The organism is Gordonia sp. UBA7599, from assembly GCA_002477755.1.
Classification (GTDB): Bacteria; Actinomycetota; Actinomycetes; order Mycobacteriales; family Mycobacteriaceae; genus Gordonia.
This window is the reverse complement of sequence record DLKD01000146.1, coordinates 1-15,277: the sequence shown is the minus strand read 5'-3', so window position 1 is coordinate 15,277 and position 15,277 is coordinate 1. Positions and strand designations below refer to the sequence as shown.

The window sequence follows — 15,277 nt, the reverse complement described above, 5'->3', positions numbered from 1 at the left end:
CCGCCGAGCATCCGCGAGATCGGTGATGCCGTCGGCCTCGTGTCCACCTCGTCAGTCGCCTACCAACTGCGCACGCTGGAGCAGAAGGGCCTGCTCAAGCGCGATCCGCACCGCCCGCGCGCGGTCAACGTCGCGGCAGACAGAAACCAGCCCCCGCCCGGCGGTGCCGCGGCCGAGGGCATGCCTGCGCCGACCTATGTGCCGGTGCTCGGCCGGATCGCGGCCGGCGGCCCGATCCTGGCCGAAGAGGCCGTCGAGGACGTCTTCCCGCTGCCCCGCGAACTCGTCGGCGATGGCGAGCACTTCCTGCTGCGGGTCGTCGGGGAATCCATGGTCGACGCGGCTATCTGCGACGGTGACTGGGTCGTCATCCGGCAGCAGAACGTGGCCGACAACGGTGACATCGTCGCCGCCATGATCGACGGCGAAGCTACGGTGAAGACGTTCAAGCGGGCCGACGGCCACGTGTGGCTGATGCCGCACAACCCGCTGTTCGACCCGATCCCGGGCGACAATGCCGTCATCCTCGGCAAGGTCGTCACCGTGATGCGGCGGATCTGAGCGCTATCGCGCGTCGCCGCTGAATTCGGCGAGTTCTCCGGCAAGAGCGGCCGGCACCCGTACGCGCATCTTCGTGCCTGCGCCGTGGTGCTCGGTGGAGAGCACTTCCCCGTCGGCGTGGATCCGCGAGACCACCGCACCGCGGTCGAACGGCACGTCGACGAACATCTCGACGTCGTGACGGCCCACCTCGGTGCGCACCCGTTCGAAGAGCTCGTCGAGCCCGACTCCGGTGTGTGCGGAGACGAATACCGCCCCCGGCAGGGCCGCCGCGAGTTCGGCGCGCGCCAGGTCGTCCATCACGTCGACCTTGTTGACCACCAGCAGCTCCGGCGGTGGCGGCCGCCCGTCACCGGCCTCGTCGAGCACCTCGCCGAGCACCGTGCGCACCGCCGCAACCTGGTCGAGTGGAAACGCCTCCGAGCCGTCGACGACGTGGATCAGCAGATCGGCGTCGGCCACCTCCTCCAATGTGGAGCGGAATGCCTCGACGAGCTGTGTGGGCAGGTGCCGGACAAAGCCGACGGTGTCGGTGAACACCACTTCGCGCCCGTCGTCCAAGCGCGCGCGTCGGGTCGTCGGGTCGAGGGTCGCGAACAACGCGTCCTGGACCAGCACCCCGGACCCGGTCATCGCGTTGACCAGGCTCGACTTACCGGCATTGGTGTAGCCGACGACCGTGATCGTCGGCACCCCGCTGCGGTGGCGCTCCAAGCGCTTGACCGTCCGCGCGGTCTTCATCTCACGGATCTCGCGGCGCAACTTCGCCATCCGCTCGCGGATCCGGCGCCGATCGGTCTCGATCTTCGTCTCACCGGGTCCGCGCAGACCCACGCCGCCGTTGCTGCCCGCCCGTCCACCGGCCTGGCGCGACATCGACTGACCCCAGCCACGAAGTCGCGGGAGCATGTACTCCATCTGCGCCAACGAGACCTGCGCCTTACCCTCACGACTCGTCGCATGCTGGGCGAATATGTCGAGGATGAGGGCGGTCCGGTCGATAACCTTGACCTTGACCACCTTCTCCAGGGCCGTGAGCTGGGCCGGTGTCAACTCGCCGTCGGCGATCACGGTGTCGGCACCGGTCGCGACGACGATCTCGCGCAGCTCGTCGGCCTTGCCGGAACCGATGTAGGTGGCGGCGTCAGGGCTGCTGCGCCGCTGGATGATCGCGTCGAGGACCTGTGAGCCGGCCGTCTCGGCGAGCGCGGCCAGTTCGGCCATGTTCGCGTGGGCCTGCGCCACGGTGCCCGACGTCCACACGCCGACGAGCACGACCCGTTCGAGCCGCAACTGGCGGTACTCGACTTCGGTGACGTCGGTGAGTTCGGTAGATAGACCCGCGACGCGCTGCAGGGATGCACGGTCGTCAAGTTGCAGTTCGCCGGTCGTCGGAGCGCTCGCAGCAGATAGATCGGCGTCCGGGACAAAGGTGAGTTCTTGGTCAGTCATATGCGTCCATGATGGCACCGCGGCGGCTCGCGGCGCATCTGGGTTTTCGCGCGACGGCGCAACGGTCAGGCCAGCGCCCCGTCGAAGAGTTCGCCGCGTGCCACGAGCCGAGAGGGCCCGCGCAGCACCGACGAACCACCCCCGTCGGTGATCGCGACCTCTACTCGACCACCGGGAACGGTGATCCGAAGCAACCCCTCGTCGCGGTTGACCGATGCCAGCAGCGCGCTTGCCGCCGCCACCAAACCTGTCCCACAGCTGCGCGTCTCCCCCACTCCGCGCTCGATGACACGCATCGAGGCCATCAGCGTGTCACCGTCGCTGATCGGCTCGGTCATCAACTCGACGTTGACGCCTTCGGGGAACACACCGGGGTCGAACCCGGCGCCACCGCTCAGGTCCAGTGCGGCCAACTCATTGTGGGTGAGGCCGCCGACGACGCACGCCAGATGTGGGTTCCCCACGTCGACGGCGAGTCCGCGATACGTCGTACCGGCGATCGTCGCCGACGAGGTGACGCCGCGGCGCGCCGGGCCCATCGACACGCTCACGTCCGCGTCCGTCGGTGTGACCAAGTGGATGTGCACCCTGCGCGCACCGGCCCGCGAGCCGACGACGAATTCGTCGAGGTCGGTCAGCCCGGCGACCCGGCAGTAGTGGGCGAAGACGCGCACGCCGTTGCCGCACATCTCGGCGATCGAGCCGTCGCCGTTGCGGTAGTCCATGAAGAGGTCGTCGTCAGCAATGCCCTCGCCGAGGCCGGCGAGCACCCCGGCGTCGACGAGTGCACCGGCGCGCGCAACGCGCAACAACCCGTCGGCGCCAATCCCCCGCTGGCGATCGCACAGCGCGGCGACCGTCGACGGCTCCAGAGCGAGCCGGACGTCAAGGTCGTCGACGATGACGAAGTCGTTCTGCGTCCCGTGGCCCTTCCAGAAGGCCGTGGGCTGCGACGTTGCGCTGGTCACCGGGACAGTCTACCGGGCCCGCGCCGACGCGAAATGCTCGGCGACGGCGCTGGCGAGCCCGTCGTCGGCACCGTCGAACCACCGGATCCGCGGGTCGCGCCGGAACCAGGAGCGCTGACGCCTGACATAGCGCCTGGTCCCGATGAACGTGAGCTCCCGCGCACGCTCCTCGTCGTACTCGCCGTCGAGGTGTGCGACCGCCTGCGCGTAGCCGATAGCGCGGATCGCGGTCTGTCCGTCGCGCAGCCCCTGCTCGAGCAGCCCGGCCACCTCGTCGAGTAGTCCGGCGGCGAACATCGCGTCGGTGCGTGCGGCAATCCGCTCGTCGAGGGGCCCGGTATCGCGGTCCACACCGACGATCACGGCATTCCATCGCGGTTCACCGATTTGCGGTTGCGACGCAGTAAACGGCGCACCGGTCAACTCGACCACCTCGAGGGCCCGGACGATCCGGCGACCGTCGGTGGGCAGGATCGTCGCGGCGGCCACCGGATCGACGGCGCCCAGGCGTCGATGCATCTCCTGCGTGCCGACGGCATCGAGGTCACCCTCGAACCGTGCCCGGACAGTGGGATCGGTGGGCGGCATGGACCACTCGTCGACAAGGGCCTGGTAGTACATCATCGACCCGCCGACGATGACCGGAGTCACGCCGCGGTGCAGGATTGCCTCGACGTCGGCGATCGCTGCCGATTGATAGCGGGCGGCGGTCGCCGTCTCTGTCACATCGAGGACGTCGAACTGGTGATGGACGATCCCGCGGCGCTGGGCCGGCGGCACCTTCGCGGTGCCGATGTCCATACCGCGGTACTGCTGCATCGCGTCGGCGTTGACGATCTCGCCGTCGAAACGTTCGGCGAGATCGAGCGCGAGATCCGACTTACCGCTGGCCGTCGGGCCGACGACAAAAACCGGGGTGGCTGCGCTCACCCGAACCGCCAGGTGGCGACGGTGTAGCCGACGCCGAGCGGTGCGCCGGTGTAGGAGACGGTAGCGGTCGCCGGACCGGGCGCACAGGCTGCGACGACCTCCCAGACCGACCGTCCCGCCGCGCCCCAACGGGCGCAGCGTTCCCAGTCGAGCGCGCGCAGGACTGCCGGATCACCGGAGGCGAGTGCCGCGTCGATCTCGGTCTGCAGCGCGGCCGCGTCGGGCTCAAACCCGCCGCCGGGGGCCCGCGCATCCAGATACACCGCGCCGTCCCCAACGACGAGTAGCGCGGTGTCACCGGAGGCCGCGGCGATCCGCTCGGCCAGCTCCGTACCGACCTCGTGACACCGCGTCTCGTGGTCGTCGGGAGCCACGACGATCGGCGTGAGGGTCGGCGACGGCGAACCGGCGAGCTCGCGCACCCACCCGGCCATAAGCATCGACGTCGGCAGTGGTGACGGCGGCGCGCCGACGGCATCGGGGCGCAGCGCAATCGCACGATCGACACCAAAGCCGCCGAAGGTTCCGGCCCCCGTCGACTCCGCGGGACTGTCCGTCGCCGTCGGATCGTCGCCGCCCAGCGCCCACCACGACTGCGTCAGAGCACCCAGTTCGGTGGCCGCCACTGCCACCGCGGCACGGACGGCATCCAGTTCAGAGGCCCGTGGACCCGACACCTCCGGCACCAGCGCGGGCCCACCCGGGATGAATACCGCCGAAATCAACACAACCCACAACGCTAGTCGACCTGCTTGAATAGAGCCCGAGCGCCCGGGTCCCCCGGCGCCTGAGAGAACAAGCGGCAGCCGTGACGCGCGGCACGAACGGTGAGGACACCGCCATGACGACCCCCGACTCCCCCAGCAACGACGCACCGTCCACCCCCAAACCGGGTCCGAAGCCGGGCCCGCGCCCGGGTCCGCGGCCCGGCGGCGCACCGCCGGTGACGAATGCGCCGATCACCCATCACCCCACTCCGGCCGGCGATCCGCACGAGTTCGGGCGGGTCGATGAGAAAGGCGTGGTCTGGCTCAAGACTGCCGACGGCGAGCGGGAGGTCGGCCAGTGGCAGGCCGGGAGCCCCGAGGAGGGCCTCGCCCACTATTCGCGGCGCTTCGAGGACCTCGCCACCGAGGTCGAGATCCTCGAGGAGCGTTTGGCAGCACGGTCGGGCGATCCACGCAAGACTCGTGCCGCCGCCCAGCACCTGCTGGACGCGCTGCCCACCGCGCACGTGATCGGCGACGTCGGCGCCTTGGAGTCCCGTCTGCAGGCAATCACCGCCACCGCCGACGATGTGGCCGAGGAAGTGAAGGCGCAGCGCGCCCACGACCGCGACGCCGCAGTGGCACGCAAGGAGGCGCTCGCCGCCGAAGCCGAGGCCCTCGCCGACGATTCGACGCAGTGGAAGAGCGCCGGCGACCGGATCCGGGCCATCCTCGACGAGTGGCGTGAGATCAAGGGAATCGACCGCAAGACCGACGACGTGCTGTGGAAGCGTTACGCGCGGGCCCGGGACAAGTTCAACCGTCGGCGTGGCGCCCACTTCGCCGAGATGGACCGCGAGCGTGCGACGGCCAAGGATCGCAAGGAGGAACTCATCGCGCAGGCCGAAGAGCTCTCCTCGTCGACCGATTGGGGTCCGACGTCGGCGCGGTTCCGCGAGTTGATGACCGAGTGGAAGGCCGCTGGTCGAGCGCCCCGCGATGTCGACGACGCACTGTGGAAGAGGTTCAAGGCCGCGCAGGACGTGTTCTTCGGGGCGCGTAACGCCGAGTCGTCGCAACGCGACGAGGAGTTCTCGGCCAATGCCGACGCGAAGACCAAGTTGCTCGACGAGGCCGAGCGCACGATCGACCCGGCCGCCGATCTCACCGGCGCACGCGCGGCGTTCCGCTCGCTGCAAGAGAAGTGGGATGAGCTGGGCAAGGTGCCGCGCGAGCAGATGGGCCGCCTCGACGGCCGTCTACGCGCGCTCGAGCGCCGTATCCGCGATGCCGAGAGCGAACACTGGCGCCGCGAGGACCCCGAGGTCGTCGCCCGTGCCGCCCAGTTTGCCGAGAAGGTCGCCGCGCTCGAAGAGCAGGCGGCCAAGGCCGAGGAGCGCGGCAAAGCAGGCGACGCAAAGAAGCTGCGCGAGCAGGCCGAGCAGTGGCGCGAGTGGGCGAAGGCCGCCCAAAGCGCGGTCTCCGATCGCTGACCGAGCCCACATCCCTGCCGACCGAGCCCAATTGGTCGTCGACCGAGCCCAATCTCACGCCGACCGAGCCCAACAGGTCGTCGACCGAGCCCACATCCCCGTCGACCGAGCCCAATTGGTCGTCGACCGAGCCCAACAGGTCGTCGACCGAGCCCAATAGGTCGTCGACCGAGCCCGTCCGCCCGACGTTGTGTACGTCCAGAGGGTCAGCCGGAACTACAACCACGCAGGTCATTGGCATTTCTGCGTGTGATCAAGAACCGAGCGCCGGTCCGAACTGCGTTTGACATCGGGCGCGTCACGCCGGATCCTCGTCGAGATCGAATCGGCATTGCACGATCGTCGCCACTACTGAGGTGGGCTCGTTCAGCATCCGATCAGGCTCAGTCGACGTGGATCTGGGCTCGCTCGACGCCAGATCGGGCTCGGTCAACGTGGATCTGGGCTCGCTCGGCGCCAGATCGGGCTCGGTCGCCGCCGGAACGGGCACGGTCGGCGGTTCAGAAGCCGTATTCGCGGGTCACCGTGGCGATCCGGACGCGGTAAGAGCGATACCACCGCTCCCTGCCCAGTCTTTGGGCAACCGCATGCTCGGCCACACCCTTCCATGCACGCGCGGCCTGCTCATCGGTCCAGTACGACGCAGTGAGGCCGAAACCGTCGACGTCCCGGGCTGATTCGACGCCGAGATAGCCCGGTTGCGCCGCCGCCAAACGGTCCATTTCCTCCGCCATCGATGCGTAGCCATCGCCGTCGTCGCCGGTCCGGATCGACGAAAAGATGACAACCACGTAGGGCGGCTTCGGTGTCTTCGCGATAGCCATGGCCACCGTGCTTGGCTCGGTCGACGCGGGATTGGGCTCGGTCGGCGACATGGTGTCAGCCGCCGGATTCGTCCTCGTGGCGAGTCGGGTCGGTCAGGCGGCGCATCCGCTCGTCCTCGCGGGCCGCGGCCTCGCGGCGCTGCGTCTCCAACACGAGCTGGTAGGCGTTGCGCGACCACACGACGCGGGCCCAGTGGAACGCCAGCACCGCCATTGCCACGATGCCGAGGATCAGCCCCGCGCCGATGCCGCCCGGCGGCGGCAGCAAACGACCGTCTGGCCCGGTCGCGGCGTTCAGGCCCGGGGTCGTGCGGGTCCACCATGCGAGCATCCCCGCGACCACCGACACCATGGACCCGCACAACGCGATCCACGCCAAGACCCAGCGCCGCGTGACCAGCGCCAACGACGAGACGACGATGCCGAAGATCAGCACCAGGTACACGAACACACGCGAAGTGATGGTGACGTGGGCTTCCTGGGCGGCGGCGTTGTAGCTCAACACATCGAAGCCGTTGACCGAGCCGGTGTGCGGCAGCGCCAGCGACACCACCGCCACCAGTACCGCGACGGCGACGACGACAGCGCGGGCACCCGGGTCGATCTCCCCGGCGACCTTCTTCTCGGTCTTGCGCAGTTGCGCCTCGAATTGCTTGAACTCCGATTGAGAATCTGCCGGATCGTTGCTCACATTGTGTCCCGTCATCAGTTGCAGCCACCCGACGAGCAGCCGGTCGAGACCGGCTCGGGCGGTCGGGCGCCGATCGTCGGCAGGCCCAGACCCACTCCGGTCGACGCGGTGACCGGCCGCAGGTTGGCCTCGTGTGCGTCGCCGGCGCGCGTGTTGCGGACCGTGAGGACGCCGCCGTCGGCCATCAGGTGGTGTGGCGCCGCCGACGTGATCGTCGTCGTGACAATGTCGCCGGGCCTGATCGGCCCATCAACCCCGACAGGCGCGAAGTGCACGAGACGCCCGTCGCGGGCGCGACCGGTCAACCGATCGTGCTCGGCGCTCTTACGGCTCGAATCGGCGCTGACCAACAGCTCCACCTCGGTGCCGACGAGGGCCTCGTTGCCGGCCAGGCACACCTTCTCCTGAAGGGCGATCAGCCGTTGATACCGCTCTGTCACGACCTCCGGCGGCACCTGGTCGGACATCGTCGCGGCGGGCGTCCCCGGACGAGGCGAGTACTGGAAGGTGAACGCCGAGCTGAACCGGGCCGCTTCGACGACGTCGAGGGTGGCCTGGAAATCCTCCTCGGTCTCCCCGGGGAAGCCGACGATGATGTCAGTCGTGATCGCCGCATGCGGCATTGCCGCCCGAACCCTGTCGAGGATGCCGAGGTACTTCGACTGCCGGTAGGAACGGCGCATCGCCCGCAAAACACGGTCGGAGCCCGATTGCAGCGGCATATGCAACTGCGGGCACACGTTGGGGGTTTCCGCCATCGCCTCGATGACGTCGTCGGTGAACTCCGCGGGGTGCGGTGAAGTGAAGCGAACGCGCTCGAGTCCGTCGATCCGACCACAGGCGCGCAGCAGGTCGGCGAACGCGCCGCGGTTGCGGGGCTGGTCGGGGTCGGCGAACGACATCCCGTAGGCGTTCACGTTCTGACCGAGCAGCGTCACCTCCAGCACGCCCTGGTCCACCAGGGCCTGTACCTCGGCGAGAATGTCGGCGGGCCGGCGGTCGGTCTCCTTGCCCCGCAACGACGGCACGATGCAGAAGGTGCAGGTGTTGTTGCACCCGACCGACACCGACACCCACCCCGAATACGCCGAGTCGCGCCGGGCTGGCAGCGTCGACGGGAAGCGGTCGAGCGATTCGAGGATCTCGACCTGCGCCTCGTCGTTGTGGCGGGCCCGGTCCAACAGTGCCGGTAGCGAACCGATGTTGTGGGTGCCGAACACCACGTCCACGTAGGGCGCACGATCGAGGACCGTCGAACGGTCCTTCTGCGCCAGGCATCCGCCCACCGCGATCTGCATCCCCGGCTTGCCGCGCTTGACCGGCGCCAGGTGCGACAGGTTGCCGTAGAGCTTGTTGTCCGCGTTCTCACGCACCGCGCACGTGTTGAAGACGACCAGGTCGGGCTCGTCCCCGTCTCCGGCGGCGACGTACCCGGCATCCTCGAGCAGGCCCGAGATCCGCTCGGAGTCGTGGACGTTCATCTGGCAGCCGAAAGTGCGCACCTCGTAGCGGCGCACGGCGCCGACATCGGCGGGCAGACTATCGGTTCTCACTCGTCCCAGGATAGTGCGCACGGCAAATCGACTTACACTGCACTGCCGCGCCCGCCGGACTAGGGTGACCTAACATGACATCCCCGCCGATGGTCTCGTTGCAGCACGTCGACAAGCATTTCGGCGACCTGCACGTGTTGCGCGACATCAACCTCGACATCCCCGCCGGGCAGGTGGTGGTACTCCTCGGGCCGTCGGGCTCCGGCAAGTCGACGCTGTGTCGCACGATCAACCGTCTCGAACCGATCGACCGCGGCGAGATCTACCTCGACGGCACACTGCTCCCCGATGAGGGCCGCGACCTCGCCGCGCTGCGCGCCGAGGTGGGCATGGTGTTCCAGTCGTTCAATCTGTTCTCCCACAAGACGATCCTGGAGAACGTCACCCTCGCCCCGATCAAGGTGCGCAAGAAGTCCAAAGAAGAGGCACAAGCGCGGGCAATGGAACTGCTCGAGCGCGTCGGCGTCGCCGAACAGCGCGACAAATACCCCGCGCAACTGTCCGGCGGGCAGCAGCAGCGTGTCGCGATTGCGCGGTCGTTGGCGATGGAACCGCGCGTCATGCTGTTCGACGAACCCACATCGGCCCTCGACCCGGAGATGGTCAACGAGGTCCTCGACGTCATGGTGTCGTTGGCACACGACGGTATGACGATGGTCGTGGTCACCCACGAGATGGGCTTCGCGCGCAAGGCGGCCGAGCGCATCATCTTCATGGCCGACGGGACCATACTCGAGGACACCGACCCCGAGTCCTTCTTCAGCTCGCCGGAAAGCGAACGGGCGCGCGACTTCCTGTCGAAGATCCTGGACCACTGATGGTGCACCGCCGCTTCCGCCTCGTCGCCGCGCTCGCGGTCCTCGGTGTGGGCGCAGGGCTCCTCAGTGCCTGCGGGGCCGCCGAACCGCGCAACCTCCTCGCATCGATCCGATCGGGGTATGTCGTCCTCGGAACGAAGTACGACCAACCCGGACTCGGATTGCGCGATCCGGTGGACAACGACCTCGTCGGCTTCGATCCGACGGTGTCGCGCTTCGTCGTCAACCACATCGCACAGAAGCTGGGCGTGCCGGCCCCGCGCATTAAGTGGCGGGAAACGCCGTCGGCGCAACGCGAGGCGCTGATCAGCTACGGCGAGGTCGACATGATCGCCGCCACCTATTCGATCAGTGCCAGCCGGGTCAAGAAGATCGACTTCGCCGGGCCCTACCTCATCAACTACCAGGGCCTGCTGGTCCGCGGCGCCGACTCGCCGGTCAAGTCGTTGACCGACCTCGACAACCCCGAGCGGATGCTGTGCTCGGTCACCGGGTCCACACCGGCACAGAACGTCAAGCGCGAGCTGCCCGACGTCCAGCTGCAGGAGTACGACTCCTACTCGTCCTGCGTCGAGGCGCTGCGCAACGACCGCGTTGATGCACTCACCACCGACGAGGTGATCCTCGCCGGCTACGCCCACTTCTTCCCGAAATCGGACCTGCGGGTGCTCAGCATGACCTACCCGCGCGACACCTGCAGCCCGAAGGGCGACTTCATCCCCGCCGGGCGACCGTTCTCGACCGAGCGGTACGGCATCGGGATGGCCAAGGGCCAGCCCGATTCCGTCGCCGCGGTCAACGAGGCGCTGCGGGCGATGCTCGCCCCGCGCGCCGGCAAGCCGTCCGTCTGGGAGGAGGCCCTGCGCAATGCGATCGGCAATGAGATGGTCGACGCCATGATCGCCCGTGCGGCCGCCCCCGATTCCAAGTTCGGCTTCCTCCCGATGCCGGGTGATCTCTCATTCCTGGACTCGAAGGCGACTCCGTGTCCGGAGGGGATGGCGCCGTGAGCACACTGTGGGCCGACATGTCGCCAGGCCTGTGGCCGGCGTTCTGGACGACGTTGAAACTGACGTTCTTCTCGGCGATCGGCGCGTTGATCTGGGGGGTGGCACTCGCCGGCATGCGCGTGTCGCCCGTTCCAGTGATGCGCTGGTTCGCCGTCGGGTACGTCAACATCGTGCGCAACACACCACTCACGCTGCTCGTCTTGTTCGCCTCGCTGGGCCTCTACACCAACCTCGGGATAGCGCTGGCGGGCAAGGGCCCCGATTTCGTCGACAACAACAACTTCCGGCTGGCCGTCCTTGCCTTCATCGTCTACACCGCGGCGTTCGTCTGCGAGACGCTGCGCGCGGGCTTCAACACCGTGCCGATCGGCCAGGCCGAGGCCGCCCGGTCCCTCGGGCTCGGATTCACCCAGGTGTTCGGGATGATCGTGCTGCCCCAGGCGATGCGCGCCGTCATCGCGCCGATGGGCAGCGTGCTGATCGCGCTCACCAAGAACACCACCGTCGCCTCGATCATCGGGGTCAGTGAAGCCGCACTGCTGATGAAGACGCAGATCGAGAACCACGCCAACGTGATCCTGGGCATCTTCGCAATCATCGCCGTCTGCTTCATGATCATCACCCTCAGCGAGGGCTTCGCCTTCGGCTGGTTGGCCAAACGATTCGCGGTGAAGCGATGAGCGGCGAGTCGAGCGTCCTCTACGACGCCCCCGGTCCTCGGGCTAGAACCCGCAACGCGATCGCCGCCGCGGTCTTCATCGGCATCCTCGCCCTGATCGTCGCGTGGGTCATCGTGCGCCTGGCGCGCAACGAACAGTTCGACGCGGATATGTGGACGCCATTCCTCAAGGTCTCGACGTGGACGATCTACATCCTCCCCGGCCTGGTCGGCACCCTCAAGGCGGCGTTCGTCTCGATCCTGGCCGCGCTGGTCCTCGGGGCGCTCCTGGGAATCGGCCGACTCTCCGACCATCGCGCGGTGCGCTGGTTCTGCGGCGCCTTCACCGAGGGCTTCCGCGCCATCCCGGTACTGCTGCTCATCCTGTTCACCTACTACTTCTACGCCCAATACGGCATCGTGCCGCCGTCGCAACTGGCGTTCGCGGCAGTCGTCACGGGCCTGACCCTCTACAACGGGACGGTCATCGCCGAGATCCTGCGCGCTGGCATCAACTCGCTGCCGAAGGGCCAGTCGGAGGCGGGGACCGCCCTGGGCCTGCGCAAGTCGCAGCTGATGCGCCTGATCCTGCTCCCCCAGGCGGTCACTGCGATGCTGCCCGCCCTGGTGTCACAGATGGTGGTCGCCCTCAAGGACAGTGCGCTGGGCTATCTGATCGGCTACCTCGAGGTCGTACGGTCGGGTGTCATGTCGGCCTCCTACTACGGCAACTACCTGCCGGCGCTGGTGGTCGTCGCGATCGTGATGATCGTGATCAACTTCGCCCTGACCGCATTCGCGACGTGGCTCGAGCAGCGGCTGCGCAGTGGACGCGGCAAGCGCGGCGAGGTCGATGCTGTCGACCTCGAGGACGCCATTGCCCCCTGATCGGCGGCAATCACCCGACGGCATTCACCCCGCGGCGGCGTGCTCGCGCAGTTGTTCGTCGACGACGTCGCGAACCAGCCCCGACGGGAAGCCGCGCCGCAGAAGCATGCCCGACAATCGGCGCGTCAGCGAGTCCCGCACCGACCGGTCGGACAGGTCTGCCGTGGACGACGCGAGTTTGCGCGCCACCAGCTCGCTGGCCCGACGGTATTCATCGTCGGGATCAACCTCGGTGAGCACGGCCGCGACGACGGCGTCGTCGATGCCCTTGGCACGCAGCTCGTGCCGCAGTCCGACGCTGCCGCGCCGCGAATGCTCGCCTCGGGACTGGACCCATTCACGGGCGAAGGCCTCGTCGTCGAGCAGGGCGTGCTTGTCGAGCCGGGCCATGGTCGTCTCGACCTCGTCCTCGGAGAAACCCCGGCGCGCCAGGCGTTCGCACATCTCGCTGCGGCTGCGGGCGCGCACGCCCAGCAGCTGCAGCGCCACATCCCACGCAGATGCCCGGCGACGAGCGGAATCCTCGCGACCGGAGTCCTCGTGCCCCTCGCGCGGCATGGACCCGTGAGATCTAGAACTCGACGGGCGCGGGTGCGAGGGCATCGGGATCGAGGTCCTCGGCACGTGCTCCGCCGGGCATCCCGACGCCGAGCTTCTCCTTGATCTTCTGCTCGATCTCGTCGGCGATGTCGGGGTTCTCCTTGAGGAAGTTGCGGGCGTTCTCCTTGCCCTGCCCCAGCTGGTCGCCCTCGTAGGTGAACCACGAGCCCGACTTGCGGATGAATCCCTCGTTGACGCCCAAGTCGATCAGCGAGCCCTCGCGCGAGATGCCCTCGCCGTAGAGGATGTCGAACTCGGCCTGCTTGAACGGCGGTGCGACCTTGTTCTTCACGACCTTCACGCGGGTCCGGTTGCCGACCGCATCCGTTCCGTCCTTAAGGGTCTCGATGCGGCGGACGTCCAACCGCACCGACGAGTAGAACTTCAGCGCCTTGCCGCCGGTCGTCGTCTCCGGCGAACCGAACATGACGCCGATCTTCTCGCGCAGCTGGTTGATGAAGATGGCGGTGGTGTTGGAGTTGCTCAGCGCCGAGGTCATCTTGCGCAGTGCCTGGCTCATCAAACGGGCCTGCAGGCCGACGTGGCTGTCGCCCATCTCACCCTCGATCTCCGCACGCGGGACCAGCGCGGCCACCGAGTCGATGACCAGGATATCCAGCGCGCCCGAGCGGATCAGCATGTCGGCGATCTCCAGTGCTTGCTCACCGGTGTCGGGCTGCGAGACCAGCAGCTCGTCGGTGTCGACGCCCAGCTTGGCTGCGTAGTCGGGGTCCAGCGCGTGCTCGGCGTCGATGAACGCCGCGATGCCGCCCAGGGCCTGTGCGTTGGCCACCGCGTGCAGGGCCACCGTCGTCTTGCCCGAGGACTCCGGACCGTAGATCTCGACGACACGCCCGCGCGGCAGTCCGCCGATGCCCAGCGCGATGTCCAGCGCCACCGACCCGGTCGGGATGACCTCGATGGGCTGTCGGGTCTCCTCGCCCAGCCGCATGACCGAGCCCTTGCCGTAGTTCTTGTCGATCTGAGCCAGGGCCAGATCGAGTGCCTTCTCGCGGTCCTGCGAAGCGGGGGCCATGATGTCTCCTTGGGGTGCGCGGTGGTGTTCGGGTCGTTGTCTGCGTCACGCTAGCGGCGGGGTCTGACAATCCCCGGCAACAACTTGGACGCATGACGGTCGTTGTTCGGTTCCATGGCCGACCCTACACGCGTTTCGAACGTCTGTTCGTCACCGACACACCGCGGCGTGTCTCACCATTGGGCGCGCGGAACGTCGAAGTCTCGGCACAGCAGCCGCCACACCTCGCGCGGGTCCACACCGTCGTCGATCGCCTGCGCGCCGGTCCGCCCTCCAAGGTCGGGCAACACGTGGTCGACCAGCATCGATGCTGCCGTTTGCGCGCCGAACTGGGTGTTCATGAGCTCGGTGAAGTCGGTCAGGCGCATATCGCCGACCCTACGTCGCGCTCGAGGAGAGCGCGCGCTCCATCACCGTCACGGGATCGACGACCGACGCTCCGGACGCGGCCACCCGCCGCGCCGCGTCGGCAAAACCCGGCTCGGCGAGTACACGCCCGACGGCCTGGGCGACCCCGGCCGGATCGGGCTCGCGCACCGTCAGCCCGGCACCCAGACGCGTGACTCGCGCAGCCAGTTCCTGCTGGTCTCCCCCGCCGGGCACCATGACTACCGGCACACCAGTCCCTAGCGCCTTGGCGAGCATCCCGTGCCCGGCGCCGCACACCGCCACCGACGCCCTCGTCAGGACTTCGTCCTGGCGGCCGGTTCCGGTCACGAGTTCGGCGATATCAGCGCCCTTACCCTCGCGGCACTGCTCCGCGCTGGGCACACCGAGCCCGGAGACCACCACTCGCACCGGGCGCCCCAGCACGTCGGTGCCTAGTCCGCGCAGCGCGGCGTCGAGGAGCCCTCCCTGACCGGTGGCCGCCGTCGAGGGCGCGACCACTACCAGCGGATCAGGGGTCTGCGGCACGTCGAACAGCTCCCGCGTCGGCTCCCACAACAGTGGGCCGACGAGGTGCGCGTCGGCCGGCCAATCGGGACGGCGCACCTCCAGCGCGGGCAACGTGGCGATCAGGCGCCCCGACGGCCGCTCCGGGCCGTCCAGTCCGATCCCCGCCCGTGCCGCGGCGCGCTGCGCCTTCC

At 68.3% G+C, this 15,277-nt stretch carries 17 protein-coding genes; 6 read left to right on the top strand and 11 right to left on the bottom strand.

From position 1 onward, the window contains the following. Positions 1–561 (top strand): transcriptional repressor LexA (gene lexA / locus B4L26_RS17325; protein WP_290720855.1); only part of this gene is annotated, 561 nt, incomplete at its 5' end. A gap of 3 nt (positions 562–564) precedes the next feature. On the opposite strand, the gene hflX is transcribed toward lexA, so the two are convergent. From hflX to B4L26_RS17305, 4 genes are all read right to left on the bottom strand, one after another. Continuing rightward, positions 565–2,013: a GTPase HflX gene (gene hflX / locus B4L26_RS17320; protein ID WP_290720853.1), complete on the bottom strand. Its 1,449-nt coding sequence runs from the start codon at positions 2,011–2,013 to the stop codon at positions 565–567. Positions 2,014–2,078: 65 nt separating this feature from the next. After that, positions 2,079–2,981, bottom strand: coding sequence for a diaminopimelate epimerase (gene dapF / locus B4L26_RS17315; protein WP_290720851.1), 903 nt, complete (start codon positions 2,979–2,981; stop codon positions 2,079–2,081). A 9-nt stretch (positions 2,982–2,990) separates the two neighbouring features. Then, positions 2,991–3,911 carry a tRNA (adenosine(37)-N6)-dimethylallyltransferase MiaA gene (gene miaA, locus B4L26_RS17310; RefSeq protein WP_290720849.1) on the bottom strand — a complete coding sequence of 307 codons (921 nt, stop codon included), beginning with the start codon at positions 3,909–3,911 and terminating at the stop codon, positions 2,991–2,993. Further along, on the bottom strand, positions 3,908–4,639 hold the full coding sequence (locus tag B4L26_RS17305) for a hypothetical protein (protein ID WP_290720848.1): 732 nt from the start codon (positions 4,637–4,639) through the stop codon (positions 3,908–3,910). Before B4L26_RS17305 ends, miaA begins: the two co-directional genes overlap by 4 nt. A 113-nt stretch (positions 4,640–4,752) precedes the next feature. Here B4L26_RS17305 and B4L26_RS17300 point away from each other — a divergent pair, with 113 nt between their 5' ends. Continuing rightward, the gene (locus B4L26_RS17300; RefSeq protein WP_290720847.1) at positions 4,753–6,111 is read left to right on the top strand and encodes a DUF349 domain-containing protein; all 1,359 of its coding nucleotides are present in this window, start codon (positions 4,753–4,755) and stop codon (positions 6,109–6,111) included. Positions 6,112–6,611: 500 nt separating this feature from the next. Here the strand turns inward: B4L26_RS17300 and B4L26_RS17295 are convergent, their stop codons facing one another. From B4L26_RS17295 to miaB, 3 genes are read right to left on the bottom strand one after another with little or no spacing between them, the layout of a single operon-like run. Next, on the bottom strand, positions 6,612–6,986 hold the full coding sequence (locus B4L26_RS17295) for an antibiotic biosynthesis monooxygenase family protein (protein ID WP_290720846.1): 375 nt from the start codon (positions 6,984–6,986) through the stop codon (positions 6,612–6,614). Between the two features lie 4 nt (positions 6,987–6,990). Next, positions 6,991–7,641, bottom strand: coding sequence for a hypothetical protein (locus B4L26_RS17290; protein WP_409563435.1), 651 nt, complete (start codon positions 7,639–7,641; stop codon positions 6,991–6,993). Continuing rightward, entirely contained in the window at positions 7,641–9,179 is a 1,539-nt protein-coding gene (gene miaB / locus B4L26_RS17285; protein WP_290720844.1) for a tRNA (N6-isopentenyl adenosine(37)-C2)-methylthiotransferase MiaB, read from the bottom strand. The genes B4L26_RS17290 and miaB overlap by 1 nt, the downstream gene beginning before the upstream one ends. Positions 9,180–9,268: 89 nt before the next feature. Here miaB and B4L26_RS17280 point away from each other — a divergent pair, with 89 nt between their 5' ends. The 4 genes from B4L26_RS17280 to B4L26_RS17265 are packed head-to-tail and all read left to right on the top strand — an operon-like array spanning position 9,269 to position 12,553. Further along, positions 9,269–9,997 carry an amino acid ABC transporter ATP-binding protein gene (locus B4L26_RS17280; protein ID WP_290720856.1) on the top strand — a complete coding sequence of 243 codons (729 nt, stop codon included), beginning with the start codon at positions 9,269–9,271 and terminating at the stop codon, positions 9,995–9,997. After that, positions 9,997–11,007: a transporter substrate-binding domain-containing protein gene (locus B4L26_RS17275; protein WP_290720841.1), complete on the top strand. Its 1,011-nt coding sequence runs from the start codon at positions 9,997–9,999 to the stop codon at positions 11,005–11,007. The genes B4L26_RS17280 and B4L26_RS17275 overlap by 1 nt, the downstream gene beginning before the upstream one ends. Next, the gene (locus B4L26_RS17270) at positions 11,004–11,687 is read left to right on the top strand and encodes an amino acid ABC transporter permease (protein WP_290720840.1); all 684 of its coding nucleotides are present in this window, start codon (positions 11,004–11,006) and stop codon (positions 11,685–11,687) included. Before B4L26_RS17275 ends, B4L26_RS17270 begins: the two co-directional genes overlap by 4 nt. Beyond that, positions 11,684–12,553 (top strand): amino acid ABC transporter permease, encoded by an 870-nt coding sequence (locus tag B4L26_RS17265; RefSeq protein WP_290720839.1) that lies wholly within the window; start codon positions 11,684–11,686, stop codon positions 12,551–12,553. The genes B4L26_RS17270 and B4L26_RS17265 overlap by 4 nt, the downstream gene beginning before the upstream one ends. Positions 12,554–12,577: 24 nt before the next feature. On the opposite strand, the gene B4L26_RS17260 is transcribed toward B4L26_RS17265, so the two are convergent. The 4 genes from B4L26_RS17260 to B4L26_RS17245 all read right to left on the bottom strand — a co-directional run. After that, complete coding sequence (locus tag B4L26_RS17260) at positions 12,578–13,111, bottom strand: regulatory protein RecX (RefSeq protein WP_290720837.1); 534 nt, start codon at positions 13,109–13,111, stop codon at positions 12,578–12,580. A 13-nt stretch (positions 13,112–13,124) separates the two neighbouring features. Then, positions 13,125–14,189 (bottom strand): recombinase RecA, encoded by a 1,065-nt coding sequence (recA, locus tag B4L26_RS17255; protein WP_290720834.1) that lies wholly within the window; start codon positions 14,187–14,189, stop codon positions 13,125–13,127. A gap of 173 nt (positions 14,190–14,362) precedes the next feature. After that, positions 14,363–14,557, bottom strand: coding sequence for a DUF3046 domain-containing protein (locus B4L26_RS17250; RefSeq protein ID WP_290720833.1), 195 nt, complete (start codon positions 14,555–14,557; stop codon positions 14,363–14,365). A 10-nt stretch (positions 14,558–14,567) separates the two neighbouring features. After that, positions 14,568–15,277: glycosyltransferase (locus B4L26_RS17245; protein ID WP_290720832.1), on the bottom strand; the 710-nt coding region annotated here is incomplete at its 5' end.